23 protein-coding genes and 1 pseudogene are annotated in these 26,099 nt (G+C 69.1%); 10 read left to right on the top strand and 14 right to left on the bottom strand.

All coding sequences use genetic code 11. The features are described from left to right. Positions 1–52 precede the first annotated feature (52 nt). The 3 genes from P3102_RS30560 to P3102_RS30550 form a co-directional block, all read right to left on the bottom strand. Positions 53–247, bottom strand: coding sequence for a hypothetical protein (locus P3102_RS30560; RefSeq protein WP_276363858.1), 195 nt, complete (start codon positions 245–247; stop codon positions 53–55). A gap of 112 nt (positions 248–359) precedes the next feature. Beyond that, a complete protein-coding gene (locus P3102_RS30555; RefSeq protein ID WP_276363856.1) occupies positions 360–854 on the bottom strand; it encodes a GNAT family N-acetyltransferase in 495 nt (164 codons plus the stop codon). A 177-nt stretch (positions 855–1,031) separates the two neighbouring features. Beyond that, positions 1,032–1,811 (bottom strand): IclR family transcriptional regulator C-terminal domain-containing protein, encoded by a 780-nt coding sequence (locus P3102_RS30550; RefSeq protein WP_346660204.1) that lies wholly within the window; start codon positions 1,809–1,811, stop codon positions 1,032–1,034. Between the two features lie 125 nt (positions 1,812–1,936). Between P3102_RS30550 and P3102_RS30545 the strand changes: the two are divergent. After that, a pseudogene (locus P3102_RS30545) lies at positions 1,937–2,846 on the top strand (SDR family oxidoreductase). Here the strand turns inward: P3102_RS30545 and P3102_RS30540 are convergent. Then, positions 2,837–4,360 carry a PH domain-containing protein gene (locus tag P3102_RS30540; protein WP_276363853.1) on the bottom strand — a complete coding sequence of 508 codons (1,524 nt, stop codon included), beginning with the start codon at positions 4,358–4,360 and terminating at the stop codon, positions 2,837–2,839. The pseudogene P3102_RS30545 and the gene P3102_RS30540 sit on opposite strands and share 10 nt — an antisense overlap. Next, positions 4,357–4,896: a PH domain-containing protein gene (locus tag P3102_RS30535; RefSeq protein WP_276363851.1), complete on the bottom strand. Its 540-nt coding sequence runs from the start codon at positions 4,894–4,896 to the stop codon at positions 4,357–4,359. The genes P3102_RS30540 and P3102_RS30535 overlap by 4 nt, the downstream gene beginning before the upstream one ends. A 105-nt stretch (positions 4,897–5,001) precedes the next feature. Between P3102_RS30535 and P3102_RS30530 the strand changes: the two genes are divergently transcribed. After that, a complete protein-coding gene (locus P3102_RS30530; RefSeq protein ID WP_276363850.1) occupies positions 5,002–5,922 on the top strand; it encodes a PAC2 family protein in 921 nt (306 codons plus the stop codon). A 165-nt stretch (positions 5,923–6,087) separates the two neighbouring features. Here P3102_RS30530 and P3102_RS30525 read toward each other — a convergent pair whose 3' ends face one another. Beyond that, complete coding sequence (locus P3102_RS30525) at positions 6,088–6,741, bottom strand: NAD(P)H-binding protein (RefSeq protein WP_276363848.1); 654 nt, start codon at positions 6,739–6,741, stop codon at positions 6,088–6,090. Positions 6,742–6,957: 216 nt separating this feature from the next. Beyond that, a complete protein-coding gene (locus P3102_RS30520; protein WP_276363846.1) occupies positions 6,958–7,296 on the bottom strand; it encodes a YciI family protein in 339 nt (112 codons plus the stop codon). A gap of 437 nt (positions 7,297–7,733) precedes the next feature. Here P3102_RS30520 and P3102_RS30515 point away from each other — a divergent pair, with 437 nt between their 5' ends. Then, complete coding sequence (locus P3102_RS30515; RefSeq protein ID WP_276363845.1) at positions 7,734–8,591, top strand: hypothetical protein; 858 nt, start codon at positions 7,734–7,736, stop codon at positions 8,589–8,591. 580 nt (positions 8,592–9,171) lie between these two features. Here P3102_RS30515 and P3102_RS30510 read toward each other — a convergent pair. The 7 genes from P3102_RS30510 to P3102_RS30480 form a co-directional block, all read right to left on the bottom strand. Next, positions 9,172–10,401: a sigma-70 family RNA polymerase sigma factor gene (locus P3102_RS30510; RefSeq protein ID WP_276363843.1), complete on the bottom strand. Its 1,230-nt coding sequence runs from the start codon at positions 10,399–10,401 to the stop codon at positions 9,172–9,174. After that, positions 10,402–11,154 (bottom strand): YciI family protein, encoded by a 753-nt coding sequence (locus P3102_RS30505; RefSeq protein ID WP_276363842.1) that lies wholly within the window; start codon positions 11,152–11,154, stop codon positions 10,402–10,404. It abuts the gene before it with no gap. A 30-nt stretch (positions 11,155–11,184) separates the two neighbouring features. Further along, a complete protein-coding gene (locus P3102_RS30500) occupies positions 11,185–12,804 on the bottom strand; it encodes a DHA2 family efflux MFS transporter permease subunit (protein ID WP_276363840.1) in 1,620 nt (539 codons plus the stop codon). A 69-nt stretch (positions 12,805–12,873) separates the two neighbouring features. Beyond that, positions 12,874–14,232, bottom strand: coding sequence for a UDP-glucose/GDP-mannose dehydrogenase family protein (locus P3102_RS30495; protein ID WP_276363838.1), 1,359 nt, complete (start codon positions 14,230–14,232; stop codon positions 12,874–12,876). Positions 14,233–14,335: 103 nt separating this feature from the next. Continuing rightward, a complete protein-coding gene (locus P3102_RS30490) occupies positions 14,336–15,523 on the bottom strand; it encodes a hypothetical protein (protein WP_276363837.1) in 1,188 nt (395 codons plus the stop codon). Continuing rightward, entirely contained in the window at positions 15,520–16,641 is a 1,122-nt protein-coding gene (locus P3102_RS30485; protein ID WP_276363835.1) for a hypothetical protein, read from the bottom strand. Before P3102_RS30485 ends, P3102_RS30490 begins: the two co-directional genes overlap by 4 nt. Continuing rightward, positions 16,619–18,040, bottom strand: a complete 1,422-nt coding sequence (locus P3102_RS30480; protein WP_276363833.1) for an FAD-dependent oxidoreductase — start codon at positions 18,038–18,040, stop codon at positions 16,619–16,621. The genes P3102_RS30485 and P3102_RS30480 overlap by 23 nt, the downstream gene beginning before the upstream one ends. Positions 18,041–18,650: 610 nt before the next feature. On the opposite strand from P3102_RS30480, the gene P3102_RS30475 reads away from it, so the two are divergent. The 7 genes from P3102_RS30475 (at position 18,651) to P3102_RS30445 (ending at position 25,931) form a co-directional block, all read left to right on the top strand. Then, positions 18,651–19,658, top strand: coding sequence for an XRE family transcriptional regulator (locus tag P3102_RS30475; protein WP_276363831.1), 1,008 nt, complete (start codon positions 18,651–18,653; stop codon positions 19,656–19,658). A gap of 436 nt (positions 19,659–20,094) precedes the next feature. Continuing rightward, positions 20,095–20,808, top strand: coding sequence for a class I SAM-dependent methyltransferase (locus P3102_RS30470; RefSeq protein ID WP_276363830.1), 714 nt, complete (start codon positions 20,095–20,097; stop codon positions 20,806–20,808). 6 nt (positions 20,809–20,814) lie between these two features. Continuing rightward, positions 20,815–21,924: an iron ABC transporter permease gene (locus P3102_RS30465; RefSeq protein ID WP_276363828.1), complete on the top strand. Its 1,110-nt coding sequence runs from the start codon at positions 20,815–20,817 to the stop codon at positions 21,922–21,924. Beyond that, positions 21,924–22,712 (top strand): ABC transporter ATP-binding protein, encoded by a 789-nt coding sequence (locus P3102_RS30460; RefSeq protein ID WP_276363826.1) that lies wholly within the window; start codon positions 21,924–21,926, stop codon positions 22,710–22,712. Before P3102_RS30465 ends, P3102_RS30460 begins: the two co-directional genes overlap by 1 nt. Next, positions 22,709–23,692, top strand: a complete 984-nt coding sequence (locus P3102_RS30455; protein WP_276363825.1) for an ABC transporter substrate-binding protein — start codon at positions 22,709–22,711, stop codon at positions 23,690–23,692. The genes P3102_RS30460 and P3102_RS30455 overlap by 4 nt, the downstream gene beginning before the upstream one ends. Continuing rightward, a complete protein-coding gene (locus P3102_RS30450) occupies positions 23,689–24,744 on the top strand; it encodes a cysteine synthase family protein (RefSeq protein WP_276363823.1) in 1,056 nt (351 codons plus the stop codon). Before P3102_RS30455 ends, P3102_RS30450 begins: the two co-directional genes overlap by 4 nt. Continuing rightward, positions 24,741–25,931, top strand: coding sequence for an ATP-grasp domain-containing protein (locus P3102_RS30445; protein ID WP_276363821.1), 1,191 nt, complete (start codon positions 24,741–24,743; stop codon positions 25,929–25,931). The genes P3102_RS30450 and P3102_RS30445 overlap by 4 nt, the downstream gene beginning before the upstream one ends. Positions 25,932–26,099 lie beyond the last annotated feature (168 nt).

Here is a 26,099-nt window from a genome sequence, read left to right as displayed (position 1 = left end):
AGTTCTTCGCCCTCGAAGCCCGCGGTGACGAACACCGCGGACGGTCTCGATGTCATCTGGAGGTCATACGCCATACCGGCACATTGACCACCCGCCCCGGCATTTCCGGGAACTCGTGCCCGCTGACCACGGTGAATCGCCATTTGTCGACCCCGCCGCCGATGATCTCGGCGTACCGCCGGGCGCCGTCCGCGTTGGCGAAGCGCACCTGCTGGCCGTTGGTGAGATGGGTGATCTTGACCGCCATCCGTGCCTCCCTGAAGTCCGGTGCCGGCCCGCGGAGCTTCCCCCTCCGGGGCCGGCGCGGACAGTAGAACACATGTTCGACGACCCTCGCCAATCCGACCCCCTCGGGCGGGTCATCGCCGCATGGTCACCCGCGGCCACGCGTCCAGCCCACGGGAGATTTCGTGCGCTCGGATGGTGCGCAGACCTTCGGTGAGGCTCTCCTCGTCGAGGGGCTCGAAGCCGAGCCGGGCGTAGTACGGCGCGTTCCACGGCACCTCGGCGTACGTCGTCAGCGTCAGCCCCGCGAGGCCTTCGCGCGCGGCCCAGCCGGCGGCGTGGTCGATCAACCGGCGCCCGAGGCCCCGCCGCGCGTGATCCGGATGGACGGACACCTGCTCGAGGTGGCCGTGGCCGTCGACGACCTCGGCGAGCAGATACGCCACCGGGCCGTCGCCGTCGTCCCACACCCAGGCCCGGCCCTCGCGCTGGAAGGCCGTGAGGTCCGCGATCGACGGCGGGTCGTCGTCGGCGATCGCGGCCATGCCGAGTGTGCGGAACGGTTCGCCCGCCGCGCGTTCGATGTCCTGGAGCGCGGGCAGGTCTTCGGGGGTGGCGAGTCGGATCACGGATCGAGTTCTACCCGCCGCCGGGAGCGGGTGCGCGCGAATTGGCGGACTTCTGGCGGGCACCGGTACCGACTTGGCGATCTCGCGTGACTGGTGGGACGGCATGCGTGATCCGACGGACGACACGCGTGACTGGACGGACGACACGCTTCACCGGCGCTCACTTGGCCGCGCGGATCAGAGGGAGAACGAAGAGATGGCCCGGTGGATCCTGCTCGCGTACGACTGGAGCGCGACGATGGCGGCCCGTTTCTCGTCGTCGCCGATCCGGGTCGCCGGGGCGGCGAGGGTCAGCACGGCGGGCCGGGGCCCGGTGCCCGGGATCGGCACCGAACAGGACCAGACACCGTCGTCCAGTTCGCCCCAGCTGACCGAATACCGGTTCGCCCCGGCGCGTTTGACCTCTTCTCGCACGCTCGGGCCGCGGCGGTGGACGATCGACGAAAGCCGTCTTTCGCGTTCGCCCTCCGGCAGCATGGCGAGCAGCATCTTGCCCGACGCGCCGGTGCCGAGCGGGACGGAATGGCCGGGCTGGAAGGTGAACCGCATCGCGCGTTCGCATTCCACCCGGTCGGCGCAGACGGCGGAGTCGCCGAAATGCTGGAACAACAGCACCGTCTCCCCGAGCGCGCGCGCCGCCTCCTCCATCGCCGGCCGGGCCAGGCGGGCGAGGTCGTTGGCCAGCTGGGCGGCCCGCGCGAGCGGCATCACCTGGCTCGTCACGTGATAGCGCCCCGTCCTTCCCTCCTCCAGGAGCTGGAGTTCCTTCAGCAGCGCGACATAGCGATACGTCGTGGCGACCGGGGTGCCGATCCTCGCGGCGAGTTCGGCGACGCTGGCGTCCCAGCGGCGTTCGGAGAAGGACAGCAGCAGCTGCAGGACCTTGCGTGAGCTGCTGGCGCCGGGGGTGCGTTTCGGCGGGGTGGTGGTGTCCAGGGATCGTGCGGCAGGCGTCATCTCGACCTCTCGCCGGGGCAATCACAAAGAGTCAAGAAAATAGCACATTGTGTGAATTGCGGACCAGGGTCTTTGGTCCACGAACAAGCGGACTTCTTGCTGGCTTTGAGACCAGGGAAAAGCCATTGGCCGGCAAGATCGCGTTGGTCACCGGGGCGACCCGCGGCGCCGGGCGGGGAATAGCGGTCCGGTCGGGTGCCGCCGGGGCGACCGTCTACGTGACCGGCCGCAGTACCCGTTCCCGGCGGCCGGAAATGAAGCGCCCGGAGACGATCGAGGAGACGGCGGCGCTCGTCGGCGAAGCGGGCGCGCACGGGATCGCGATCGGTGTGGACCATTTGGAGGCAGCCCAGGTCCGCGAACTGGTGCAACGGATCGACGCCGGACAGGGCGCGTTGCACGTGCTGGTCGACGACATCTACGGCGCGCCCATCGAGTGGGACAAAACGGTCTGGTAGTCCACTTTGGACATCGGGCTGCGGGACCCTGCGGCTCGCCGTCGACACCCCATGTCATCACCAGCCATTTCGCGCTTCCGCTCATGATCGGGAAGCCGGGGGCACTGGTCGTGGCGGTCGATGACGGAACGGCCGAGTACGACTCGGAGAACTACCGTGTTTCGTTCTTCCGCGGCCTCGTCAAGACCGCGGTGAACCGGATGGCGTTCGCCCTCGGCCACGAATTGGCCACGAATTGGCACCGCATGGCGGTACCGCGGTGGCGGTCACGCCGGACCGGTCGCGTTCCGAGGCGATGCTCGACGCTTACCGGGTCACCGAAGAGAATTGCCAGGACGCCACGAAGGCGCAGCCGCATTTCGCCATTTCTGAAAGCCCCGCGTTCGCCGGCAGGGCCGTCGCGGCACTGGCCGATGACGCGGAAGTCGGCCGCTGGAACGGGAAATCGGTGTCCAGTGGCGAATTGGCGAAAAAATACGGATTCACCGACCTCGACGGCAGCCGTCCCGACTGCTGGCGCTATCTCGTCGAGGTCCAGGATCGCGGCCCACCGGCGGACGTCACCGGCTACCGCTGAGTCTCCCGGCGCAGGAAGGGGGTGAGCAGACCGGGCGCGGCCTGCTCCGCCATCGCCAGTCCGGCCGATTCGCCGACGTCGACCACCTGACAGCTGCCGCTGCCCGCCGCGATCGGGGCCGTCACGGTGATCAACCCGGCGCGGCGCTGGAAGAACGAGCGGCTGACGACGATTCCGGTGACCCCTTCACGCCGGATCGCCACCGTCGCTCGCGCCAATGAGCCGGAACGGCTGACCAGGTAGCGCCCGACGATCGCGTGGCCGAGAGCGCGGTAACGATCCCAGCCCACGAACGCGGCGAGCGGCACCAGGCCGAGCGCGACCTGCCACATCCACGACGGCAGGAAATCGATCCAGGCCAGGCCGAACAGGGCCGCCGCCGGCAGCAGCACGGCACCCACCGCACGGGTGAGCCGTCTGGTCAGTGCCCGTCGGGGATGCCGGTTCATCGGCACGGTGGCCGGAGCGAAGTTCTCCCGCAGCACGTCGGCGGCGACCTCGTGGACCCGGCCGACGGGCGCGGGTGGCAGCAGGAGCCCGCCGCCCTTGTCCCCGCCCTTGCCCTCGCGCAGTCCGCCCGCGATCGCGGTGAGCCGCGCCCCGCCCGCGATCCTCAGCGGGAGCGGTTCCTTCACCTCGACGCCGCGCAGCCGGTCTTCCTCGATGGACACCGAACGCGTGGTGAGCAGCCCGCGCCGGACGTGCAGGGTGCCCTCCGCCTCCCGGGTGAGCTTGAAGTTCCAGAACGAGAGCACGTAACCGCCGACCGAAAGCAGCGAGACCACCACGAGCAGGGCGACCGCCGCGACGACCACGATCAGCCACACCGCCGTGTTCGCCAGGTCGTCCAAGAGCTCCCGCAGCGGGCCGACGTTCTCCGGGGCGATGTTCAACTGGTGCGCGAAATGCCACACCGTGGCGAACACCGCGCCCACCACGGCGAGCCCGGAGAGGGTGAACGGCGCGTACCGCACCCACTTCCGGTCGACCTCCGCGACGACCTCCTCCGGCGGCGGGGCGGCCTCGGCTTCGGCCGGGAGCTCCTTGCGGTGCAGGAGAACCGTGCGCAGCCGATCCGCTTCGGCCTGACTGACGGCGTCGAGCACCAGTTGGTCGCCGCTCGCGCCCCGCGCGGGCGAATGCCGTCCGGTGCCGATGCGCACGGCGCTGAGGGAGAACAGGCGGTGCTTCGGTTCCGAGGTGACGTCGACCGTGCGCACCCGGTCCAGCGGGATCGCGCGGTGTTTGCGCAGCAGCAGGCCCGTGGTCCATTCCACCTGGCCCTCGGCGATGCGATACCGCGAAGTGAGCACGTGCGAGACACCGACGAGCACGGTCAGCGCGGTGATCCCCAGCCCGAACCACTCCCAGCCGTTGCCCCGGCCGAGGAGCACCGTCCCGATCAGCACCGGGAGCGATTTGACCACGTCGAGCACCGGCCGGATCAGCAGCATCCGGCGATCGAGCCGTCGCCACTGGCCGACGGCGGCGTCCGGTGGTGCCTCGGTGCTCATGTCGCGTCACCGGGGGTGGCCTGCGTGGTCTTCGTGAGTTCCGCGGCCAGCGCCAGCGCTTCGGCGTGGTCGAGACCGGCGATCTTGACCGGGCCCGCGGCCGACGCCGTCGTCACGGTGATCTTCGCCAGCCGGAACAGCTGCTCGACCGGATCCCGCTCGATGTCGACGGTCTGGATCCGCGAGATCGGCGCGATCCGCCAGTCCTGTTTGAGCCATCCTTCCTGGGTGTACACGGCCTCGCCGGTGACCTCCCAGCGGTGGATCCGGTAGCGCCACCGGGGCATGACCAGCAGATGCAGCGGCGCGAGCACGCACGAGACGATGAGCGTCACCGTGAGCCACGTCGGCGCGTCGTCACTCGTGAGGACGAACACCAGCTGGACGCCGAGGAGCACCGCCCAGCCGACCGCGGCCCACACCGTCCAGTAACCGATGGCGCGACGGCTCACCCGATGGGCGGGCGGGCGCAGGCTGAGCGTCTCTTCTGTCACCCCTTCACCCTGCACCACCTCCGTGCGGACCGCCCACGACAATCGTCACGGCCCGATAGGATCCAGACCACCGTCGGCGGAATGGATACCCCCTGTCGGGGCGTTGTCACCGGTGGACGGTCGTACCCATGAAACCTGGAGGATCTGGTGGCGCTGGACCCGGAAGACCTGTACGAGGTGGACTCGGACGTCCCTGACCTCGGCGGGGCCGTGCTCCTGCACTACTTCGACGGGTTCATGGACGCCGGTTCGGCGGGCAAGCTCGTCGCCGAGCATCTGCTGAACTCCTTCGAGCACCGCGTGATCGCGCGCTTCGACGTCGACCGCCTCATCGACTACCGCTCGCGCCGCCCCGCGATGACCTATTCCCTCGACCACTGGGAGGCCTACGACGCCCCCGAACTGGTCGTCAACCTGCTGCACGACGCCGACGGCGTGCCGTTCCTGCTGCTCACCGGGCCGGAACCGGATCACGACTGGGAGCGGTTCTGCGCGGCCGTGCGCGCGCTGGTGGAACGCTGGGACGTCCGGCTCACCACCGGTTTCCACGGCATCCCGATGGGCGCGCCGCACACCCGCCCGCTCGGGGTGACCGCACACGCGACCAGGAACGAACTGGTCGGCGAACACCGCCCGCTGCCCAACCGGATGCAGGTGCCGGGCAGTGTCGCCGGGCTGCTGGAGTTCCGGTTCGGCGAGTGGGGACACGACGCTTCCGGCTTCGCCGCGCACGTGCCGCACTACCTGGCGGATTCGACGTACCCGAGCGCCGCGCTGAACCTGCTCGGCGCCGTCGCCTCGGCGACCGGGCTGAACCTGCCGGACGGCGACCTGCGGGAGGCGTCACACGAGGCGGAGGCCGAGATCGCCCGCCAGGTCGCCGGTTCGGAGAAGGTCGCCGACGTCGTACGCGCGCTGGAACAGCAGTACGACACCTTCATGGAGGCGTCGGACAAGGAGAGCCTGCTCGCGGAGTCGGTCGAGCACATGCCGACCGCCGAGGAGCTGGGCTCCGAGTTCGAGCGGTTCCTGGCCGAGCAGAACGGTGGCGAGACGCCGGAGCGCTGAGGTTGCAGGACCTGGAGGCCCCCTTCGCCGCGCTGAAGAAGGCCTCCAGGTACTTGCGGCCGTCGAGTTCCCTCGATCGAGACGGGCGAAGGGGCCTTCACACGCCGCCGTTGTGGCTCCCTGTGGTGAGGGTGTCGATCGTCTGTCCGTGAAGGCCTTCTTCCCTCAGTGGTCGACGGCGACCATCGCTCGTGCGTGGTTCGGCCGTTCGACCTCGTCGAGCAGCGCGACCGCGAGATCCGCGTACGAGAACGGCGCCGCGTCCGCCGCGCGCGGCAGTACCCGGTGGTCCCCGCTGCGGTATTCGCCCGTACGGTCGGCGTGTTCGTCGAGCATCCCCGGCGGCGGCGCGATGATCACCCAGTCGAGATCGCCGCCGGACGCACGGAAGACCTCCAGTTCCGCCGTGTGCCCGAGCGAGAACTCGCGGTGCTCCGGCGGCCAGCCCGGCTGGTCGTGGAACGCGACGCCCGGCGCGATCTCCAACGCCGATCCGACCCCCACGACGACCAGTCGCGCGACGCCGGCCCGGCCGAGGCCGTCGATCAGCGCGTGCGCGGCGGCCGGGTAGTACTCCCGCGACGGGAGATCCGCGCGGTAGATGGAACTGATCGCGGCGTCGTGCCCGGTGGCCGCCTTCGCGACGTCGTCCGCGACCGTGACGTCGGCGGCGGTCAAGGTGACGTGGTCCCCGGCGAGGTCCGCGTGGCGTCCGGGATCCCGGACGGCGGCGGTGACCTGATGCCCGCGGCTCACGGCCTCGGCGACGGCTCGGCGTCCTCCGCGTCCGCCTGCCCCGAAGATGACGATCCTGCTCATCGTGCTCCTTTTCCCTTGCCGGTTTCCGATCACCGGCGGCGAACGCGATGCTAGGAGCGCACCCCTCGGTTACCGCAACGAAACCGGCCCCGGATGTTCCGCACCCGGATACGCGGTCCGTATCCGGAGGAACCGAACGGGCCGCCGCGCAACTGCGATCGTTTCGCTCTCGTGTACGCGCGCGACGGCCTGCCGGACGAACTCTGACGACGGCGATCAGCTCACCGGCTCGAGCAGTTCGCGCACTTCGATCGTCCCGATCGCGGCCCAGGGGTGGGTTTTCGCCGCCTCGACGGCCTGTTCGCGGCTTTCGCATTCGAGGATGGTGCTGCCACCGATCTGTTCCTTGGTCTCGGCGAACGGCCCGTCGGTGAGCAGCGCCTCGCCGTCGCGGACGCGGACGGCCGTCGCCGACTCGGGCGGACGCAGACCCATGTCGTTGACGCGCAGGCCCCGTCGCGTCATCTCTTCACCCCAGGCGCGGCAGGGCTCGGTGATGTCCGTTTCGAGCGCGTCGTCGCCGACGCTCCCGCAAAGCATGAGCAGGTAGCGCACCGCTCCTCCTGATCGGCCGGTCCGTCTTCGCAGGCGTGCAGGGTATCGACGACCACGCGCCGTTCGGCCGGGATCAGCGGTGCGAGCGCTCTCTGCCAGGCGCGGACACCCTGCGCGACGCCCATCCCGGCTCGCGCCGACATCGGACGGCTGCGCCGGGAGTACAGCGAAAGTGGTGCCCTGCGGGAAGAAGTCGAACGGGGCGCGAAGGGGCTAAAAGGATCAATTCGCCTACGCGGAGGCGAATGCGCTTCCACGCTCCGCCGTGCCGCCACGATGTCGCCGTGACCAGGGAACACGCGGCACTGTTGGTCCGAGCGGGTGAGGGCCGGCGGGCCACTCGGGGCGAGACAACGGTAACGAACGCCCGTTCTTCGGCGACTGATCGTTGTCCGCACCGATCGGCGCGACGCCCCCGACCGGAACAGTGAGAAACGATGAAGCTTCGAAGAGCCTCACTTCTGTCTCTGGTGGCCGCGGTGGCCACGATCATGCTCGTGACGCCCGTTTCCGCGAACGCGGCCCCGCCGACCAGCGCGGTGGCGGTCTCGCCGACCACCGTCCAACGTGGACAGACGTTCACCGTCACGCAAACCGTCTACAACGCCGACGCCACGTCGACCGTCGAAGGTGGCAAGGCGACGCTGTATGGCAAAGAATCCTCGCTGCCGGGCATCGTCGACCTGGTGTCCTGCCCCGGTGCGTTCGCCTGCGACATGCTCGGCGGCAGTATCCGCGGCGGGGTCGGCACCGTGACCCCCGGCCAGAGCAAGACCGTGGTGTTCACCTTCCGGATCAAGGACGACGCCCCGCTGGGCGACGTCACCCTGCAGCACCAGTTCGTCGGTGACAACTACAGTTTCGAGATCCTCGACGGTCCCGTGCTGACCGTCACCGACACGCCGAGCGCCGCCGACCTCGGTGTCACGCTGACCGCGTCGCCGCGCGGGGTCCTGACGTCGTCAATCGAATACACGGTCAAGGTCACGAACGCGGGCCCGGCCGCGGCGTCCGGCGTCCGGGTGGTGTCCACCCTGGGCACCGGGCTGGACTTCACCGGCTCGTCCACCTGCTCGAATCCGGGCGGTACGAAGACCGTCCACTGCGACTTCTCGTCGCTCGCCTCCGGAGCCAGTGGCACGGCCAAGTTCTCGGTGGCCGCCGGGCTGCTGTCCCTCGGGCAGGTCAAGACGACCGCGAAGATCACGCAGAGCTCCGTCGCCGACCCGAACGCGGCCAACGACACGTCGACATCGACTTGCACGGCTGTCACCGGGCTGCTGCTGAGCTGCTAGAAGCCGGGCTGGTGCGAGGTCTGTACCGGGGGGCGTGAGTGGCGAATAGACCCCTGTGCCCGCCGTGGTTCTCTGTTGTGGGGTACATGAAGGCCCCTTCCTTGCGTCTAGCGCAAGGAAGGGGCCTTCATGTACCCCATGTTCGCCCCCAGCGCACCGGCGAAGCCGACGAGACCCGACCCTCGTCTGCCGAAGTGCGTGAGGGCCTCCTTGCCGTGCCTTCGGTGTAGGGAGGGGGGCCGCCACGGGCCTGTGATCAGCTTAGGTCGAAATGCGGTGGTATCCGAGACACTTTCGACCTGACCGTCCTCGCCATTCACGACCCCGCGTAAGGCTGTACAAATGCTCAAACCGGGCGCCGAGAACCTTTCTGAAGTCCTTTGTGGACAATGACAGCCGTGCCGGACTCCGGCGATCGGGCCATCCGAAGCTCCGGCGACACGACACGATTGCCTTACCCTTCAATAGAACGCTCCTTGTCACTCACGACGTCGTCGAGGGCGGGCCAGAGCTTCGGCGAGGTCGCTCCGCCTCCAGCTCACCACGTTCGCCCTCCGTGCCTTGCCGGGATCCACACGAGTCAGCGCAGGCGTGCGGCGCGTGAGTGCAGATAGCGCTGTTGCGGCAGGCCCGTCGCCCGCCGTGCGGCGTCCACATAGGACTCGATGGCCGCGGCGGTTTCGCCTGCCAGTTCGAGCAGATGCGCGCGGGCGGCGTGGTAGCGGTGGTCACCGGAGATCCGGTCGCCGAGTTTTCCCAGTGCCGCCAGCCCTTCTCGCGGACCGCGAGCCATCCCGACGGCGACGGCGTGGTTCAACGCCACCACGGGATTGTCGGAGAGACGCAACAGCAGTTCGTAGAGGGCCTCGATCTGCGGCCAGTCGGTCTTTTCGGCGCTCGGCGCCTCGTCGTGCAATGCGGCGATCGCCGCCTGGATCTGGAACTGCCCGGTCGGGCCGTGCGGCAAGGCCTCGGACAGCAGCGCGACGCCCTCGGTGACGTACTCGGTGTCCCACCGGCTCCGGTCCTGTCCGGACATCGGGATCGGCGCGCCGTCCGGCCCCGTCCTCGCCGGGCGGCGCGCGTCGGTGAGCAGCATCAGCGCGAGCAGGCCGGCGACCTCGCTGTCGTCCGGCAACAGCCGGTGGACGATCCTGGTCAGCCGGATGGCTTCGGCGGACAGCTCGCCCCGCACCAGATCGGGGCCGGACGTGCTGACGTAACCCTCGTTGAAGATCAGGTACAGCACGTGCAGCACCGCGTCGAGCCGCGCGGCGCGGTCCGCCGCCGGTGGCATGCCGAACGGGACGCCGCTGGACTTGATGCCGGCCTTCGCGCGGGTGATCCGCCGGGTCATCGTCGCTTCGGGGACCAGGAAGGCGCGGGCGATCTCCGCCGTGGTGAGGCCGCCGACCGCCCGCAGGGTCAGCGCGATCTGCGACGCGGGTGAGAGCGACGGGTGACAGCACAGGAAGAGCAGGACGAGTGTGTCGTCCGAGTCGGCGGCCCGCCGGTCCGCGGAAGGGGCGAGGTGCTCCTCCGGCAACGTCCGCTGGACGACGGTGTCCTCGCGACGGCGCCGCGCTTGCTCGGCGCGGAGCAGGTCGGTCAGCCGCCGTGAGGCGACGGTGATGAGCCAGGCGCGCGGATCGTCGGGGCGTCCGCCGGCGGGCCATCGCGTCGAGGCCGCGAGCAGTGCTTCCTGGGTCGCGTCCTCCGCCAGGTCGAAGTGACCGTAGCGGCGGACGACGGCGCCGAGGACCTGCGGCGACAGCGTGCGCAGCAGCTCCTCGGCACCGCTGTCCGGCACTTACAGCTCCAGTTCTTCGAAGCTGTCGGCGCACGGCCGGATGTCGACGTACCACTCGCGGCCGAGCGACATGTCCTCCGGATGAGGGGTGTCCGCCAGCTTCGCCGCGATCTCGGTCGCGCGGTCGTAGCTCGCGGTGTCGACGATGGTGTAGCCGACCAGGACCTCCTGCGTCTCGGCGTACGGTCCGTCGGTCACCACGGGCGCGCCGTCGCGCAGGGAGATGCGCCGGGCGTGAGCAGGCTGGGAAAGGCCCTGCGCGTCGACGAACTCCCCGGATTCGACCAGGGCGTTGTTCCAGTCGGCCATGAACTCGTGCAGGGCCGTGACGTCGTCGGCGCTCCAGTTGCCACCGATGCTGTCGAGGTCCTGCTGCGACCCCATCATCATGATCATGTACTTCACGGTTCTCTCCTCTCGGCGGGCACCGCGTCGGTGCCTTCTGCCGGGGACGTCGGAGCCGCCGGAGGAGGACCGGACGTCTTCCACCGGAAATTTTTCCACAGCCGCGGTCCGGCGGATATTTCGGCGGAGCGGCAGGCCGGGAGGCCTGCGAACCGCGCGTCGTGGTCGCCGCCGAAGAAGAACGCCACCCTTCGCCGCTGACGGACCCGGCACGACCCGGTGCAGGGCGGAGCGCCAGCGGTCGTTGGTCCACCGCGCGGTGAGGTCGCCGAGGTTCACCACCGGCGCGCCTTCTGCGCGGTCGACGTCGTCCCAGATGCCCAGGCCGACCGGCGGTACGAGTGCCATGCAGTGACGGTAGCGAGGCCGGGCCGGTGATCACCGGGTCGCGGCCATCCGATCGGGCGATCTGTCCTGCCCGATCGGACGCCGCCGGGTGGCTCGCATACCCGCCGAACACAGCACACCGACGAGCAGCACACCGACCGGAAGCAGGAAGGCGGTCTTGACGGCATCGGTGAGCGCGGCCCCGGTGATTTGCGCGGCCAGTTCCCGTGCCTGGCCGGCGACCTCGGACGGCAGGTCCGCCGGGACCGCGGGGGAGCCGCCGAACTCGGTGGCGGCGGCCGCCGACCCGGCCTCACCGGTGAAGCCCTCGACGAAGCGCTGCCGGAATTCGGCGGGCAGCGCGGCCGCCGCCTCGTTCGCCCGGACGGCCATCGAGGCGCTGGTCCGGGCCTGCAGCAGCACTCCGACGGCCGCGCCGCCGAGCACCCCGCCGACCTGGCGCGCGGTGTTGAAGATGCCCGACGCGCTGCCGACCAGCGCACGGTCGACCGAGCCGATGGTCACGTTGTTCATCGGGGAGAAGGTGAACCCGACGCCGAGACCGCAGAGCAGCAGGGCGGGGATCAGGGCCCGCGGCGAACTCGCCGGGATGATCACCAGCGAGAGGACACAGAGGCCGCCGGACAGGCAGAGCAACCCGAACATCACCAGGTACCCGGGATTCACCCGGTCCGACAGCCGTCCGGCGAACGGCGCGACGCCGCCGGACACCAGGGCGAGCGGTGCGATGAGCAGGCCGGCTTCGGCCGGGGACAGGCCGAGTACCGACTGCACGTAGATGACCAGTAACAGGAGCATGCTGGTCATCGCGAAGCCGACCGCCACCGCGGTCGCGGTCCCCAGGGAGAAGTCGCGGTGGCGGAAGATCCGCAACGGCAGCAGCGGTTCGCGGCGGTCGACCCGTTGCCACAGGACGAAACTGCCCAGCAGCAGCACCCCGGCCACGATGAGGTCGAAGACCGAGATCCCGGCGGCGACCGTGCCCCAGCCGTAGGTCTGTCCATTCTGGACACCGAAGACGACGCAGACGAGACCGGCGCCGAAGAGCAGGATGCCGGGAACGTCGAACCGGTGCGAATTCCCCGGTCGCCAGTCGGGGACGAGGACGAGGGTGAGCACCAGCGCGATCAGCCCGATCGGGACGTTCGCGAAGAAGATCCACTCCCAGCCGAGATCGTCGACGAGCACGCCGCCCAGCACCGGACCGGCGATCATGGCGAGTCCGGCGACACTGCCCCAGGCGCCCATCGCCGGGCCGCGTTCGTCCGGCGGGAACAACCGCGTGATGAAAGCCGTGGTCTGCGGGGTCAGCAGCGCGGCGCCGAAACCCTGCACCGCGCGGGCGACGATCAGCGTTTCCACGGTGCCGGAAAGCCCGCACCACAGCGAGGCGGCGGTGAACACCAGGAGACCGGCGACGAAGACGCGCTTCGGCCCGAACCGGTCACCCAGTCTGCTGGCGGGCAGGATCGGGACGGCGTAGGCGAGCAGGTACACGCTGGTCACCCAGATCACCGTGGTCAGGTCGGTGCCGAGTTCGCGCACCAGCGAAGGCACCGCGATGTTCACGATGCCGACGTCCAGCATGACCATGAAGAAACCCAGGCACAATGCGAAAAGCGCGGACCAGGACTTGGTTCGCTTCGGCATCCGTCCTCCTGTTCGGCGACGCCGGAGGGGTGGGACGACGAGCAGGGCCACTCGCCGTCCGCCCCGTGATCACCCTGCTTGCCGCACCATGCCGACGGTGCTCGGCGACGGCTTCCCGGCGCTGTCCGGACGGCCGATGCCCTGATACGAGAGCCCCGTCCCGGCCACGGCGACCGGGTCGAGGAGGTTCCGGGTGTCGATGACGGCCCGGCCGTCGAGCCGGTCGGCGATCCGGGACCAGTCGAGGGCGCGGAACTCCGGCCATTCGGTCAGCACCACGAGCGCGGCCGCGCCCTTCGCGGCGTGATAGGCGGTGCCGGTGATCCGCACGTTGTCGGTCACGCCCGGCACCGGCGCGCGGACGCTGGGGTCGTAGCCGGACAGGTCCGCGCCTTCGGCCGCCAGCCGGGCCGCGATGGCCAGGGCCGGGGAGTCCCGCAGATCGTCCGTTCCGGCCTTGAAGGTCAAGCCGAGCAGGCCGATCCGGGTGCCGGCGAGGGTGCCGCCGACGGCCTTGCGCACCTTGTCCACCACCAGGTCCTGCTGCTTGAGGTTGGTCTCGATCGCCGCTCGCAGCAGGGTGAAGTCACTGCCCGCGGATTCCGCGATGTGCAGCAGCGCGAAAGTGTCCTTCGGCAGGCACGAGCCACCCCAGCCCGGCCCCGGCCGCAGGAACGCCTTGCCGATCCGCGCGTCGTACCCCATCCCCGCGGTCACGTCGTCGACGTTCGCGTCGAGGTATTCGCAGAGTTCGGCGACGGTGTTCACAAAGGACAGCCGCGTCGCCAGGTAGCAGTTGGACGCGTACTTGATCATCTCCGCGCTCGCGGAATCGGTCACCAGGACGGCGGTGTCGAGTTTCTCGTACAGCTCGGCGACACGGCGGGCGGAGACCGGGTCGCGATCGGCCGAGCCGACCACGATCCGGTCCGGGTTCAGGAAGTCGCGGACCGCGAACCCTTCGCGCAGGAATTCGGGATTGGACACCACCGCCACGTCGGCGCGGTCGATCAGGCGCGCGACGCGGGCCGCCGTGCCGACGGGAACCGTCGATTTGTTCACCACGACGCAGCCGGTCGGCAGCAGGTCCCGCACCTCGGTCACGACGGACTCCAGTGTGGTCAGATCCGCCGCGCCGGTCACGCCCATCGGCGTCGGCACGCACAGGATCACGATGTCCGCCCCGGCCGCCGCCGCGCTCGCGCCGAGCACGAAGCCCAGCCGCCCGGACGCCAGCCCGCCGACCACCAGTTCGCAGATACCCGGTTCCCTGATGGTCGCCTCGCCGCGCCGCAACGCGTCGACCTTCTCCTGGTCGACGTCCGCGCAGACGACCCGATGTCCCAAGGACGAGAGGCACGCGGCCGTCGTGAGACCGACGTAGCCCGCGCCGATCACGGCGACCTTGGCCCCCGATGTTGCACCCATTCTCTTCACCCTCCACTTTGCGATGCCATCGGGCAGGACGGAACCGCCCTGCCCGATGGCATCGCGAGATACGGATTTCGTGCTCAGCCGAACAAGTCGTGCGTCACGCGTGCGGGATCGCCCGGATTCCCTGGTACGGGGTCTCCTTGCCGAGGTAGTCCACGGTCTCGAACAGGCCGATGGCGTCCATCGGATAGCGAGCGCCCGCTTCCGCCGCGAAAACGCACGGGAGGATCTGCTTGCGCTCCGAGGCGGCGGCCTGGCCCCCCTTGCGGATGTGCTTGTGGGTGTGGATCAGGATCGGCATGTAGCCGCCGCCGAGGAACGAACCCGCCTGCAGGACCGCCCCGCCCACGCAGTCGATCACGCAGCCCTTGCCGAGGATCGCGTCGCGGCCCTGGTAGTAGTACGAGGGCGTGGCGAGCGTGCCGTGCTCCACGTGGAAGACGCCGGCCGAGAGGCCGATGATCGACCGGCCGCCGGTCCGCAGCACCGAGCGGTAGAAGTCGACCAGGATCGGCCGGACGGTCGTGTCCGGAAGCGAGAATTCCCCGCACATCAGCGTGATGCGCACCAGTTCCGCGAGGGTGAGACCGGAACCGTGCTCCCCGGGGAACTCCTGGTCCCACGGCACGAGGTAGTCCGACGCCGCCACCATGGTCGTCCCGACGTCTTCGAGGATCAGCCGCTCCGCTTCGCCGGCCGGTTCCGTCGGCAGGACGCCGTTCGCGAGGACCCGGACGGCGAGCAGGTGCCTGGTCTCCAGCGTCTTCGCCTTGCTGGCCGCGATCAGGAGATCGAGCCTGCCGGTCACCGTTTCCGGGATGTCGAAGAGGTGGTCGATGCCGTCGGTGGGAACGGCGATCTTGGCCTGGAGGCCACGGTTGGGCAGCGGTTCGTACGAGTCGACGACTTCCTGGAGGGCGTCGGCGAACCGACCCGTGCCGACCTGGACGAGCTTTTCCGCGGCCAGCGCCCGGTAGTCGTAAGGGATGGAGGGCGACGTCGACAGCACGATGTCGGCGAGCAGGGCGCGATGCCGGTCGTCGTCGAGGGAAGCCGCGGCCAGTTCCAGGGACAGGTAAGGGGATTTGTCGCCGGGACCGTGGATCCAGCTCGCGGTGAAGGGGGCCTCGAATCGGCACACCTTCCCGAACAATTCGCGGGCCGCGTCGTCGTTCTTGAGCTGGCTCGTGACCTCGGTCAGTGCCGCTTCGCGGTCCGAGACCTCGGCCAGCATGTCCTTGGCCGGTCGCAACAGCGTCGAAAGGTCCTCAATGCTTCGTGTCATGCTTCGCTCCCAATTCGTGCGAACTCTTCGTGGTCGTTTTCCGATGTCTGCGGGAAGGTGCCGGTGAACATCGCCGAACCCAGCGCGGCGAGGAACCGGTGCTCGGCGGGCCGGGTCACCGTGCTGCCCTCGTCGAGGTGCCCCAACAGGTTCAGCTGGGTCAGAAGTGCCTCCTTGAAGTGGTTGACGGTGATCAGGAAATGGCGTGCCGCGACCGGTTCGAGAAGGTCGCCGGCGTGCCGGACGTGAACGGCGTGGATGTTCTTGTGGTCGAGTCCGGAGCCGAAGAACGGTTCGAAGACGAGGGTGACGTGTTTGCCGGAGTGGAATTCCACGTCGGCGAAGCGATACCGGAACTCGGAGCCGTAGGGAATGGTGGCGGGGATGACGAAGTCCCTCGACACGTCCTCGGGGAAGGCGAATCCGGCCAAGGCCGGAAAGGCGACAGCGCCGGTCGACGACGTGTAGAGCTCGACGTCCGGCAGGTCGATCGCCGAGGTCAGCACCCGCATTTCCGCCGTCACCGACGAAGGCACCGTGCGCAGGTACGTCCGGTACTGATCGACCGGAAGGATCGCGCGCAGAATGCTGAGCATGTGGAAGCCCTCGTAGCCGGCCTCGCCGTATCGAGTGTCGACGAACCTGCCGTTCGCGACGTCGAACTCCCGGTTCTTGGTGAATTCGATGGTGATCTTCCGGATCGCGTCGAAAGCACCGGCTTCCCGCACCGACGCCGCGAAGCGCTGCACGGCCTCGCTGTGGGAATAGACGTCGTTGACGATGATCCGGGCACGGGGATGCCGCAGCATCGTGCGGCCGAGAGCGTCGAGTTCGTCCGGGTAGCAGGCCGGTTTCTCGAGCAGGATCCGCGCGTCGGGCTGAAGCCGCAGGATCTCTTCGACCACGCAGAGATGGGTCGCCGTCGGGGTGGCGACCACCCAGGCGTCGACGCCCGTCGGATCCGGCACCCGCGCCACCTGGTCCCACTCGGCGCCGTCGCCGAGGTCCACCGTGCGGAGCCGATGACCCGCTTGCCCGTAGCACGCGGCGTACAGGGACCCGATCTTGCCGAGTCCGACGATCACGATCGTCTTCTCAGCCAGCGACGGTGCCGACACGGGCTTCCCCTCCCCGCGACCGGATGGCGTGGCGGGCGGCGGACGTGCCGGCCATCCGGCCCAGGACGGCGCCCGCCATCAAGCCGGTTCCGCCCGGATAGCCCTGGTCGTAGAGCCCGCCCACGATCACGCCCGCCGCGTAGAGACCGTCGATCGGTTCACCGCCGCCGCGCACCTCGGCGCCGGGGGTCACGGACAGCCCGCCATAGGTGAAGGTCAGACCGCAGACCACCGGGACGAACAGGAACGGCGGCGTGTCGAGCCGCTTCTCCGTTCGGCCGGCGTGCAACCGCTCGATCTCGGCCGCCAGGTTCGCGGCGTCGATGCCGAGCCGACGGGCGCCTTCCTCGATCGAGGAGACGGTCACCGACGCCGGATCGCCGAGGTAGCCCTTCGGGAGTGCCCCGGCCGAGACGACCTTGTCGTCGAAGATCTGGAACGCGATCCGTCCCGGCTGTTCCTGGATCTTCTGCCCGAGCGAGACGTAGGTGAGGTTGCTGTAGCCGCCGTCTTCGTCGAAGAACCGGTGCCCTTCCCGGTTGACCACGACACCCAGCGGGAAGGCGTACCTGGCGAGGCCGTGGGATTCGTGCATCTGCCCGGGCAGCATGTGGTCGGGCAGCTCGACACCCTGCGGCGTGGTGTGGCACTTTTCCCAGTTGCCCGCGGTGTCGGCGCCGAATTCGACGGCCGCCGCCAGCGGGACACCGTCGTTGAACGGTATGCCGCGCAGCTTCACGTCCCGCCAGTCCTCGCCGAGGTGGCGTTCCCGCAGCCGGGTGTTCGCCTCGAAACCCGCGGACGCCAGCACCAGCGCGTCGGCGATCACCGGGAAGGCGGGCCCGGATCCGTGGACCAGGTACCGGCCGTCGGCGGTCTTCTCGAAGCCGGTGACCGCGCTGTCGTGGAAGACCGTTCCACCGAGCCGTTCGAACCGGTCGAAGTTGCGGTCCTGAAGGCGCTGGCCGCCACCGTCGAGCACGATCGGCACGTCGCCGGGGAGCGGGGTCGGCCGCGGTGCCCAGCGCTGGCCGAAGCCGCGCATCCAGGTGATCGTTTCGGTGGAACGGCGGACGATCGATTCGATCAGCGCGACGTCCACCTGATCCCCGCACACGCGCAACCAGTCGTCGAGGTACTGCTCGTCCGTGTACCCCGGCCGGCCGGCCAAGATCTCTTCGACCCGGCTTTTGTCCGCCTCTCGCAACAGGCTCGCGATGAAGCGGCTTCCTGTCCAAGAGAAACGCATGGTCCTGGTCAAGGAACTGTTACCGCCGCGCAGTTCTTTCGGCGCGGCTTCGAGGACACTGACGGAGATCGCGCCCTCCTGCAGCGCGGCTATACCCGCGCAAAGACCCGCATTACCGGCCCCGACGACGACGACCTGCCTCTCGGCCACGGCATTTTGCCCGCTATACATCAACAACGCTCCACACAATCCGATGTTCGCCATTTATGGACGACCGGGTTCGACCGAGACCGGGCATACCGCGTCAGGCATGGTTGTCGCTTATGTCCACGCACGGTCACCGGGCCGATACGATCGGCGCGGTGGGTCGGTCTGCGAACCGCCGGTTCGCTGCTGGAATCGCAGCTTTCATTCCTCGCGTGTGCTCAGATGTGCGGCGCACGAGGATTTCTCTTCGGAATCAGCAGGTCATGGCCCGATGAGGGCGACGTCGAACGTCATCCGGTCTTTCAAAGCAGGAATTTCAGTGGATACCTTCCGAGGTGAACCAGGTGTTTCCGCCGGGTTCACCGTCGCCCTTGACGATGATCGTGCGGACTCTTCTGGTTTGCTCATGTTTCTTCGGCCCGGTATTCCCGAGCTCCCCTCGTGGGGGCCGGCTTGGGGACCGACTGGGGTCAGCCTGACTTCCTGACCAGCGCGTGGGCAACCTTCGGCCAGTTCGGCCTTGTTCGAAATCGTTCGAGTCGCCCGAACAGCAGGTTTCGGCGCCGCTGAATGGCGGTATCACGGTCGAGATCGGTTCAGTCAATCTAGAGCGATGATCGTGGATGAGGGGGACGGCGACGGGGAGTCGTCGACGGCTGTTCCAGCACCGGACTCGGCGTCTTCACCGGCTGAGTTCACGGCGGCACTGCGTGTATTGAGAACGTGGTCCGGATTGACTTATCGACAGCTGGCCGGACGCGCGAAAGAACTCGGGGGAACGCTTCCGGCGAGTACGGTCGCGACCACTCTCGGCCGGACCACATTGCCCCGCGAATCGTTCGTGGAGACGTTCACGCGCGCGTGCGGGCTGAACGACGAAGAGGTACGACGGTGGCTCGGCGCCCGGACGCGGATCGCGATGGGGGTTCCGCTGCGGCTCGTCGACGACGTGAAGGTGACCCCCGCGCTTCCGCCGGAACCGGAGCCCGCGCCGGAGACGCGGCGACCTCGGCGCTGGCGTGGCCCGCTGATCGTGGCCGCGGTCGTGAGCGTCGTCCTCGTCGGGACCCTGGGCTATCTGACCCGGTCCTTCGGCGTGGCGTCGAAGGGCAAGGACACCGTGGCCGTGGTGCCGGGGCTGGACATCCGGGAGGTGGGCAGCTGGGCGCAGATCCGCCCCGCCCGCTCTCCCGAGTTCTGTCTCGCCGAAGGGACGGACCGGACCAGGCACTATGCCGGCACCATCGTCGCCCAGCAGCTCTGCGGTGGTGACACGTCGCCACATCTGTTCATCGACCCGGTCGGCGAAGAAAACGCCGTGCAGATCCAGTGGCACCATCCGGAGAGCGGGGTCGGCTGCCTCACGGTCGTGAACGAGGGGCCGGGGCACGACCTGATCGAACCCCGCGACGACTGCGACGACGATGGTATGGACCAGTTGTTCACCATCGGCTCGGCCGGTCCGGCGGAGGAGGGGCGTTTCGTCATCCGCCCTATCGGCACCAGCCAGTGCCTCGGCCTGCGTGACATGGACACCGTCGCCGGTACGGAGGTCGTCCGGGAACGCTGCTCCGGCGCGCCCGACCAGGCGTTCCTCATCGAGCTGATCCCGCCTCCCTGAGCGGCCGGCCCATTGAGGGGTAAGGCAAGCGTTCGTGTAGGTGGCAAGTCCGTGAAGGCCTCCTTGAGGGACCCAGGGTCCCTCAAGGAGGCCTTCACGGACTTCGAGACCGCCTGCACAGAGCGACCACAAGCCCTGCGACACGACAGGCTCGACTTACCTCTCGATAATCGGAATCGCCCCTCACGACCCCCCGGTCCGGCCCGTACCGCGGAAGACTCGCTCACCTGCCCCAGCCGGTCCCCGGTACATGAAGGACCCCATCCTTGCGCCTGGGTACAGGAAGGGGTCCTTCATGTACTGCACACGCCCCTCACGCCCATCCCGACCGGCACTCGCGTGATCACTCCACGAGAAAGGCGGCGAAACCGGGAACCGGAGACGACCTTTCGACGACTTGTGGGGCTGAATCCTGCGGCCCGGCGAGCGGAGAGAGATGCACTGGTACGAGGACGACGACCTGTGGGTCGGCTTCGCGGACGTGATGTTCCCGCCCAGCCGGGCCGAAGAGGCCGAACGCCTGACGGCCACGTCACCGCTGCTCCAGGTCGCCGATGGCGCGAAAGTGCTCGATCTGGCGTGCGGCCCGGCGATCCACGTCGTGCCGCTGGCGAGGAAGGGTGCCGACGTGACCGGCGTCGACCTCAGCCCGGCGATGCTCGAACGCGCGCGCGAGGCCTGTGAAAGCGCCGGAGTCGCCGCGAAACTGATCCAGGCCGACATGCTGGAGTACACCGAGTCCGGCGCGTACGACCTGATCGTCAACATGTACACCTCGTTCGGCTACTTCACCGAACCGGGTGACAACCTCACCGTGCTGCGGAACGCCTACGCGAGTCTCGCACCCGGTGGCAGGCTGCTGGTCGACGTCCTCGGCAAGGAGGTGCTCGCGGGCTGGGTCGGCCACCCGAAAGCGGTCGACGTCGACGGTGGGACGGTGTTCATGCGCGACACCATCCTCGACGACTGGACCCGCCTCGAGACCGAATGGACGCTGATCCGCGATGGTGTGGCGAAGCAGGCGTCGATCCTGTCCTTCCTCTACAGCGCCGCGGAGCTGAAGGCGCTGTTCGAGACGGTGGGCTTCACCGCGTCGAGTGCTTCGGTGACTTCGACGGCTCGCCGTACGACAACCACGCACGCCGCCTGATCGTGCGTGGTGAACGTGCCGGCTGAACCGCTTCGCCTGTTCGCCGAACCGGACGACGCTGGGTCCGGCGAACGAGCCGCTCGCCCGCTGCGGCTCACCGGCCCGGTGCTGCTGCTGTCGGCGGCGCTCCTGCTCTCGCTGATCGCGGGCATCGCACTCGGCCCGACCACCGTCGCGCTCCCGGATGTCCTGCGTTATCTGGGAAAGGCGATCATCGGTGGCACCATCACCGGCGACGACGTCACCGGGTACTCGATCGTCTGGCAGGTCCGCACCCCACGGGTACTGCTGGCGGCCGTGGTCGGCGCGGGGCTCGCGGTGGTCGGGGTCGCCGTGCAGGCCCTGGTCCGCAACGCCCTCGCCGATCCGTTCGTGCTCGGGATCTCGTCGGGCGCCTCCGTCGGCGCCGCCGCCGTCGTGGTGTTCGGCCTGTTCGCCGGGCTCGGCGTGCTGGCGCTGTCGACGGCCGCCTTCCTCGGCGCGCTGGGTGCGACGGCGCTCGTGTATCTGGCTGCCCGCGGTGGATTCGGCCTGACGCCGTTGCGTCTCGTGCTCACCGGGGTCGCGCTCACCTACGCCTTCCAAGCCGTGATGAGCGTGCTCGTCTACCTCTCGCCGAGCGGCCAGGCCGCGCAGACCGTGCTGTTCTGGCTGCTGGGCAGCCTCGGCGCGGCGACCTGGGCGGCCCTGCCGCTGGCCGCGCTCGGGGTGGCCGTGGCGATCGTGGTCCTGCTGCGGTACGGCACCGCGCTCGACGTCCTGTCCATGGGCGACGAGACCGCGATGAGCCTCGGCACCGACGCGGCCGCCTTGCGCCGCCGGCTTTTCCTGCTCACCGCGGTCGTCACCGGACTGCTGGTGGCGGTCAGCGGCTCGATCGGGTTCGTCGGGCTGGTCCTGCCGCACGTGGTGCGGATGATCGCCGGTTCGGGGCATCGCCGGGTGCTGGCGCTCGCCCCGCTCGTGGGCGCGGTCTTCCTGGTGTGGGTCGATCTGCTCGCCCGTACGCTCGTCGCGCCGGAGGAACTGCCGCTCGGCGTGATCACCGCGCTGATCGGCGTCCCGGTGTTCCTCGTCGTGATGCGGCGCCGCGGCTACGCGTTCGGGGGTCGCTGATGCTGTCCTTGAGCGCGCTTTCCGTCGAGGTGGCCGGATCGACGCTGATCCGCGAACTGAGCCTGGACGTCGGGGCGGGCGAGGTCGTCGGCCTTCTCGGCCCCAACGGCAGCGGCAAGTCGACGGCGTTGCGCTGCGTCTACCGCGCGCTGACCCCGTCCGGGGGTGCCGTCCTGCTCGACGGCATCGATCTGGCGGAGCAGGGTTTGCGCGACACCGCCCGCCGGATCGCCGCGCTCACCCAGGACAGCCGCGCGGATCTGGACTTCACCGTCGAGGAGGTCGTCACACTCGGCCGGTCGCCGCATCAGCGTGGCAACCTCCGGCTCTCGGCCCGCGAACGCGCGCTGTGCCGGGAAGCGTTGCGGCGATTGGACATCACCCATCTCGCCCAGCGCAGTGTGCTGACGCTTTCCGGCGGCGAACGGCAGCGGGTCCTGGTGGCGAGGGCGCTCGTCGGCGAACCGGAGGTGCTGGTCCTCGACGAGCCGACCAATCACCTCGACGTCCGCCATCAGGTGGAACTGCTGAAATTCCTGCGCGACTGCGGGCTCACCGTGCTCGTCGCCCTGCACGATCTCAACCTCGCCGCCGCCGTCTGTCACCGGATCGCGTTGCTGCGCGGCGGGTCGCTCGCCGCCTGCGGGACCCCGGCCGAAGTGCTCACGCCCGCGACGGTCCGCGCCGTGTTCGGCGTCGAGGTCACCCAGGTGACCCATCCCGTGACCGGGGCGCTCCAACTGCTGTACGACCTTCCCGCCGACGAAACCGAGGGGATCTCCCGATGAAGCCGTCCAGGGTGGCCGCGCTTTTCACCGCGGCCTTGCTGTCGAGCGCCTGTGGTGCCCAGGTCGAGGCCGGACCGGCCGCACCGGCACAGGCCACGGTGACCAACTGCGGCGCGCAGGTCACCTTTCCGGCGCCGCAGCGCCCGGTGGCCTACGACGTCTCCGGCGCCGAGAAGATGTTCGCGCTCGGGCTCGCCGGTCGGATGCGCGGCTACGTGATGAACTCGCTCGGTGATCCGTCGATCGCCGGGTCGCCGTGGAAGGACGACTACGCCAAGGTCGAACGGCTCGGCACCTCGCGGGTCACCCGCGAGATCCTGGTCGACGCCAAGGCGGACTGGGTGATCGCCGGCTGGAACTCCGGCTTCAGCGAGGAGCGCGGGATCACCCCGAAACTGCTGGAACAGGTCGGCATCCGCAGCTATCTGCACACCGAGACCTGCTGGGAATACCCGGCGGCGAAGTCGGAAGTGACGCCGCTCGAAGCGCTCTACACCGACCTGCGCAACCTCGGTGACATCTTCGGCGTCCGTCAGCGGGCCGACGAACTGGTCACGGAACTCAAGGGACGCTTCGACAAGGTCCGCGCCGGAGCGCCGAAGACCCCGCCCGCCAAGGTGTTCGTCTACGACTCCGGCACCGACCAGCCTTTCACCGCGGGAAAACACGCCGCTCCCCACGACATCATCGACGCCGCGGGCGGGACCAACGTCTTCCGCGACCTCCAGGACGGCTGGGGCAGCGTCGGCTGGGAAGCGGTGGTGAAGACCGAACCCGAGGTGATCGTCGTGGTGGATTACGCGGACCAGCCCGCGCGGGACAAGATCGCGTTCCTCAGCTCCGCGCCACAACTGAAGAACACCCCCGCCGTGCGCGACAACCGGTTCCACGTCGTCTCCTACGGCGATCTGGTGAGCGGTCCGCGCAACGCGGCGGCCGCCGAATCGCTGGCCGCGTACCTGCGTTCGATCGGCCGGTGAACGGGATGTCCGCGCTGGTCCACGCACACGTCACCGACGCGATCAAGACCCCGGCGTTGATCCGGCTCACGCCGAACGTCGTGCTGATCCGCTTCGAAACCCTGAAGGTCTACGCGGCGCTCGGCGCGGTCCGGTCACTGCTCGCCGACGGAACAGTCCGAAAAGGACAGACGCTGATCGACAGCTCCAGCGGGATCTACGCGCTCGCGCTGGCGATGGCCTGTCACCGCTACGGTCTGCGCTGCCATATCGTCGCCTCCACCACCGTCGACCTCACCATGCGGTCGCAGCTGGAGATCCTGGGCGCGACGGTGGATCAGATGCCGCCGTCGGACGACCTCCGCCTCGACCAGCGGCGCCGCGTCGCGCGCGTGCACGAACTGCTGGAACGCCATCCGAGTATGCACTGGATGCGTCAGTACCACGATCCCGTGCACTACCTGGGTTACGGCGAGGTCGCCGACCTCGTCGCCCGCGCGCTGCCGTCCGGCCCGCTCACCGTCGTCGGCAGTGTCGGCACCGGCGCGTCGACCGGCGGGATCGCGCGGTCGCTGCGCGAACGCGATCCGGACGTCCGCCTCACCGGCGTCCAGCCGTTCGGCAGTGTCACCTTCGGCAGCGAGCGGTTCACCGATCCGGACGCGATCATCGCCGGGATCGGGTCCGCCATCCCGTTCGGCAACGTCGATCACGCGTTGTACGACCGGATCCACTGGCTGGACTTCGTGCACGCCATGGCCGGGACCATCGGCTTGATGCGCGACCACGCCGTCTTCGCCGGGCTTTCCACCGGTGCCGCGTACCTCGTCGCGGGCTGGGAGGCGGCGCGGGATCCGGACCGGAACCACGTCGTGATCGGCGCCGACACCGGACATCGCTACACGGCAAGGGTCTTCGCCCGGCACCGGGAGGCTGTCGACCCGGCGGGGCTCGCCCCGCGCGAGATCGCTTCACTGGACGAACTCGCCCTGCCGTGGGCGGCGATGGACTGGAGCCGCCGCCGATTCGGGGTTCCCGCACAGTCGCTGTACCGGAAGGAGCGGGCGTCGTGACCGTCGTCCTGTTGGAAGCCTTGACCTTCGGTCTCGGCAGGCTGGCCGACGCCGCGGCGGAAGCCGGGCGGCGACTGGTGCTGTTCACCGGGAACCGCGACATCTACCGGTACGAACTCGGCACCCTCGGACCGGACAGGGTCGAGGTCGTCGACATCGACACCACCGACATCGAGGCCTGTGAAACGGCGTTGCGCGCCATCCCGGATCTGGCCGGGATCATCAATTCGACCGACACCTGGGCACTTCCCGGTGCGGAACTCACCGCTCGGCTCGGTCTGCCCGGTCCCGCCGCCGCCGCCGTCCGTGTCTTGCGGGACAAGGGTTCCGTACGCGATCTGCTGTACGAACACGGGCTCACGCGCGGCAGGCCGGTGCCGGTCATGGTCGCCGAAGAACTGGGATTTCCGTTGGTGGTCAAGGACTCTTCGGGAACGTCGTCACGCGGGGTGTGGCTGGTCCGCGACCGGGACGAACTCGAGCGAGCCAGGCTGGAGGCGAAGGAAACGCCGCTCAAGGGCCATCTGATCGCCGAACCGTACTTCGCCGGCCCGCTCTACAGTGCCGAAACCGTTTCCTGGCAAGGAAGGACGCGGCTGCTCGGGATCCTCTCCCGGCAGTTGTCGCCCGAACCCGTGCGGCGTGAGGAGGCCGCCGCGTTCCCGGTGGCCTTCCCCGCGGCCGAACACGCCGGACTGGCCGACTGGATCGGCCGGGTGCTCAAGGCCGCCGGACACGAGCAGGGCTTCGCGCACACCGAATTCGTGCTCACCGCCGACGGGCCGGAAGTCGTCGAGATCAACATCCGGATCGGCGGGGCGATGCTCGGTGAGGCACTCTGCCGGTCTTTGGGTACCAACGTCTACTCCGCGATGATCGCCATGGCGCTCGGTGAGGAGCCCGTATTGCTCACCCAGGAGTTCGGCGGAGGACCGGGCGTCGCGTTCGTCCTGGCGTATCCGGCCGCGGAAGGCGTGCTGGAGGGTTGGTCAGGGCTCGACAGGCTGCCCGGTCTCCCGGGCGCGCCTGAGTGGTATCCGACGGCGAGCCCCGGTGACGAGATCCGGCACCTCGCGGATCAGCGGTCCTGCACCGGGATCGTGCTGGCCGAGGGGCCGACCGCGGAGCTGGCGCTGCATCGCGCGCTCGCCGCGGCGGGCGGGATCACGCCGGAGATCGATTCCTGAGGTAGGGCCGGGGGCACCCAGGCCGGCTCCCGGGATAGCGCCAGATCTCGATTACCGTGACTCTCGCGCGTCGCTTCGGCCGCGAGGGGTTCCGCATCGCCCTCGTCGCGCGCACCACCGAGAACCTCGAAGCACTCGTCGCCGAACTCGCCGAGGACGGCATCGAGG

It is taken from the genome of Amycolatopsis sp. QT-25, from assembly GCF_029369745.1.
Taxonomy (GTDB): Bacteria; Actinomycetota; Actinomycetes; order Mycobacteriales; family Pseudonocardiaceae; genus Amycolatopsis.
The sequence above is the reverse complement of the archived record's forward strand: the minus strand, read 5'-3'. Positions and strand labels throughout refer to the sequence as shown.

Coding starts and splice junctions, on each gene's coding strand:
- P3102_RS30540 (WP_276363853.1), bottom strand. CDS start 4,360: ATGAGCACCGAGGCACCACCGGACGCCGCCGTCGGCCAGTGGCGACGG.
- P3102_RS30550 (WP_346660204.1), bottom strand. CDS start 1,811: ATGACGCCTGCCGCACGATCCCTGGACACCACCACCCCGCCGAAACGC.
- P3102_RS30455 (WP_276363825.1), top strand. CDS start 22,709: ATGAAGCCGTCCAGGGTGGCCGCGCTTTTCACCGCGGCCTTGCTGTCG.
- P3102_RS30525 (WP_276363848.1), bottom strand. CDS start 6,741: ATGAGCAGGATCGTCATCTTCGGGGCAGGCGGACGCGGAGGACGCCGA.
- P3102_RS30460 (WP_276363826.1), top strand. CDS start 21,924: ATGCTGTCCTTGAGCGCGCTTTCCGTCGAGGTGGCCGGATCGACGCTG.
- P3102_RS30495 (WP_276363838.1), bottom strand. CDS start 14,232: ATGGGTGCAACATCGGGGGCCAAGGTCGCCGTGATCGGCGCGGGCTAC.
- P3102_RS30470 (WP_276363830.1), top strand. CDS start 20,095: ATGCACTGGTACGAGGACGACGACCTGTGGGTCGGCTTCGCGGACGTG.
- P3102_RS30505 (WP_276363842.1), bottom strand. CDS start 11,154: ATGGCACTCGTACCGCCGGTCGGCCTGGGCATCTGGGACGACGTCGAC.
- P3102_RS30475 (WP_276363831.1), top strand. CDS start 18,651: ATGATCGTGGATGAGGGGGACGGCGACGGGGAGTCGTCGACGGCTGTT.
- P3102_RS30490 (WP_276363837.1), bottom strand. CDS start 15,523: ATGACACGAAGCATTGAGGACCTTTCGACGCTGTTGCGACCGGCCAAG.
- P3102_RS30515 (WP_276363845.1), top strand. CDS start 7,734: ATGAAGCTTCGAAGAGCCTCACTTCTGTCTCTGGTGGCCGCGGTGGCC.
- P3102_RS30560 (WP_276363858.1), bottom strand. CDS start 247: ATGGCGGTCAAGATCACCCATCTCACCAACGGCCAGCAGGTGCGCTTC.
- P3102_RS30500 (WP_276363840.1), bottom strand. CDS start 12,804: ATGCCGAAGCGAACCAAGTCCTGGTCCGCGCTTTTCGCATTGTGCCTG.